Genomic DNA, 3,144 nt, shown 5'->3' on the forward strand with positions numbered 1-3,144 from the left:
CCCGCCCGACCCGGTGGGGTTCACCGGGGGCGCAGGGCGACCGGTGGACCGAACCGGACCGGCACGCCTGGTGAGTACAGCACGCTGACCGGCGGGCCGGTCGGCGTCGGCAGCCCGGCGGCGGTGACCAGTTCGTCGTCCAGGTGCAGCAGCTCGGCCCGGTGCAACGGCCACTGCGGATGCCAGTTCGGCACGTGCCGGGTGCGCCCGTACGCCCGGGTGTGCAGGCCCCACCGGGCGGTGAGGAAGTGCTCCACCGGGGTCGGCCGACGGATCGGCGCACCCACCCGGACCACCATCCGGCTGGTCGTCCCCACCGGCCCCGGCCAGCGCCGACGACACCGGTAGCTACGCTGGTCACCGTCGTGGTCCACCCGCATCGCCGACCACAGGTACGGCAGTCCCAGGGTGAGCCGGGCGACCAGCACCGGGATCAGCCGGGACGCGTCGAGGGAGCGGAACACCACGGCCCGCCGGCCGGTGTGGTCGACCGAGTAGAGCCGCACGTTGGTCTCCCAGAACGTCCCCAGGTACGGCAGGGCCGGCCCCCGGCCGAAACCGAGGCCGACCATCCGGAAGCCGATCAGTCCGACGTAGGTGGTTCCGTCGAGGGTGTCCGGACGGGTGCCGGCCGGCAGCAGCGGCGCGACGAGTTCCGGGGCGACCGCCCAGTGCAGAAAGGTCAGGTCCGCCCAACGCTGGCGCAGCAGCGTACGGCGGAACGTCGGGGCGGGCGCGGGGGCGACGGGCTCGATCGGCACGTACCCATCCTGCTGCGCCGCCGCCAGCCGGTCAGGTGGTCGGCCTGTCGGGCCGTTCCCCCCGGAGGCGAGGGACGCCGGATCCACCCGTCCAGGACAAGAGGGATCCGTCTGTCCAGGAAAAATGGCTTGCCCCGTCGGCGGATGACACCAGCCGACGCCGCAGGCACCTCACCGCATGTTCACCCGCGACAGCCTGGGCATCGGACCGGTCCGGCGCGTCGATGTCCGACGGGGAACGGGCGGTCGGGGATGTCGGGTAGTTGACGCGGCGTAGTCGGGTGCCCGCTAGAGGCCGGTGCGGGGTGAGCGGAGGGTGACATCAGCCGACCCGCCACTGCGAGACGAGGTAGTCATGCCCGTCACCCCGACCTATCCCGGCGTGTACATCGAGGAAGTCGCGAGTTCCGTCCGCCCCGTGATCGGCGTGGCGACCGGGGTGACCGCCTTCGTCGGGTACGTGCGGACCGGACCGGAGCACCGTGCCGTCCGGGTCAACACCTTCGGCGAGTTCGAACGCCGGTTCGGCGGGGTCGACCGGGACTCCGAACTCAGCCTGGCCGTGCAACAGTTCTTCCGCAACGGCGGGGCCGCCGCCCTGGTCGTACGGGTGCCCCGCGCCGACGCCCGGGCCGCCTCGGTGACCCTGCTGGACAAGGTCGGCGCCGGGGCGAAGTCCGCGCTGCTGCTGGACGCGACGAGCACCGGCGCGTGGGGCAGCGGACTGCTCGTCGACGTCGACCACGATGGCGTCACCGACGCCAAGTCGTTCAACCTCACCGTCACCGACACCGCCACCGGCGACACCGAACGCTTCACCGGGCTGTCCGCCGACCCGGCCGCCGCCGCGTACGCGGTGGCCCTGCTCAACGACCCGGACCGGGGTTCGGCGCTGGTCCGGGCGCGCGCCGGGGCCTCCGGGGCGGGCCGGCCGGTGCCCAGCGGCACGGTCGGCACCGCTCTCGGCACCCCCACCGTGGACGCCGCGAAGAACTACCGGCTCACCGTGCAGCCCGACCGCCCCACCAAGCCGGACCCGAACGACCCGGCCAAGACCGTGCCGGCGGTCGCCCCGGTGACCGTGACCGTGCTGGACAAGGGCGAGCGGTTGCCGTCCTCCCCCGCCGGGGTCGCCGCGCTGCTGCAACGGAAGGTCAACACCGCGCTGGGCGCCGCCGACGGCGCGGCCGGCCTGCGGGTACGGGTGGTCCCCACCGCCGCCGGCGGGTTGCGCGTCCTCGGTGACGTCGACGCGGTGGTCGCCCCGGCGGCCCTCGACGCGGCCTTCACCGTCGCGGGCGTCTCCCCCTCCGGTGACGTCGCCGACGGCGCGGCCCTGCTGGGCCTGGCCGGGACGACCGCCAACGTCGGCCGGTTCAGCCCGCTCGGCGTCAAGCGGCTCGGTCAGGGCGACCTGGTCACCGGCTCCGACGGCACCACCCTGCCCGGCACCGGCGCGTTGATCGGCAGCGAGGCCGCCTACACCGGCATCTACGCGCTGCTCAAGACCGACCTGTTCAACCTGCTCTGCATCCCCGACGCCACCCGCGCCCGGCACGGCGACCCCGCCGCCATCGACAACGGGCTGGACCCGGAGGCCGTCTGGTCGGCCGCCTACGACCTCTGCGAGCGCCGCCGGGCGGTCCTGCTGGTCGACCCGCCGCCCGGGGTGGACGACCCGGACCGCGCCCTGGACTGGATCAACCAGCTCGGGGTCAAGGGCCCCAACGCGGTGGCCCACTTCCCCCGGCTGCGTATCCCCGACCCCACCGACGGCTTCCAGCCCCGCACCGTCGCCCCCGGCGGCACCCTCGCCGGCCTGTACGCCCGGCAGGACACCGAGCGGGGCGTGTGGAAGGCGCCGGCCGGCACCGAGGCGCAGCTGCGCGGGGTGACCAACCTGGTCTATCCGCTGACCGACGCCGAGAACGGGGTGCTCAACCCGTTGGGGCTCAACTGCCTGCGCACCTTCCCGGTGACCGGCACGGTCAACTGGGGGGCCCGCACCACCGCCGGCGCGGACGCGCTGGCCAGCCAGTGGAAGTACACGCCGGTGCGCCGGCTCGCCCTGTTCATCGAGGAGAGCGTCTACCGGGGCACCCAGTGGGCGGTCTTCGAGCCCAACGACGAACCGCTCTGGTCGCAGCTGCGGCTGAACCTGACGTCGTTCATGCAGGACCTGTTCCGCAAGGGCGCGTTCGCCGGGCGGACGCCCCGGGAGGCGTACCTGGTGCGGTGCGACGCGGAGACCACCACCGGCGACGACCGGGACCGCGGCGTGGTCAACGTGGTCGTCGGGTTCGCCCCGCTCAAACCCGCCGAGTTCGTCATCGTGCGGATCCAGCAGCTCGCCGGCCAGAGCCCGTCCTGAGAGGTGTGAGTC

The 3,144-nt window shown here is 73.9% G+C and carries 2 protein-coding genes; one reads left to right on the plus strand and one right to left on the minus strand.

The window, feature by feature from the left end; translation table 11 throughout:
* Nucleotides 1-20 precede the first annotated feature (20 nt).
* The gene (locus JQX11_RS07905; protein ID WP_204924328.1) at nucleotides 21-761 is read right to left on the minus strand and encodes a YqjF family protein; all 741 of its coding nucleotides are present in this window, start codon (nucleotides 759-761) and stop codon (nucleotides 21-23) included.
* A 355-nt stretch (nucleotides 762-1,116) separates the two neighbouring features.
* Here JQX11_RS07905 and JQX11_RS07910 point away from each other — a divergent pair, with 355 nt between their 5' ends.
* On the plus strand, nucleotides 1,117-3,132 hold the full coding sequence (locus JQX11_RS07910) for a phage tail sheath family protein (RefSeq protein WP_204924329.1): 2,016 nt from the start codon (nucleotides 1,117-1,119) through the stop codon (nucleotides 3,130-3,132).
* The last annotated feature ends 12 nt before the right edge of the window (nucleotides 3,133-3,144 follow it).

Source organism: Micromonospora humida, assembly GCF_016901255.1.
Taxonomy (GTDB): Bacteria; Actinomycetota; Actinomycetes; order Mycobacteriales; family Micromonosporaceae; genus Micromonospora; species Micromonospora wenchangensis.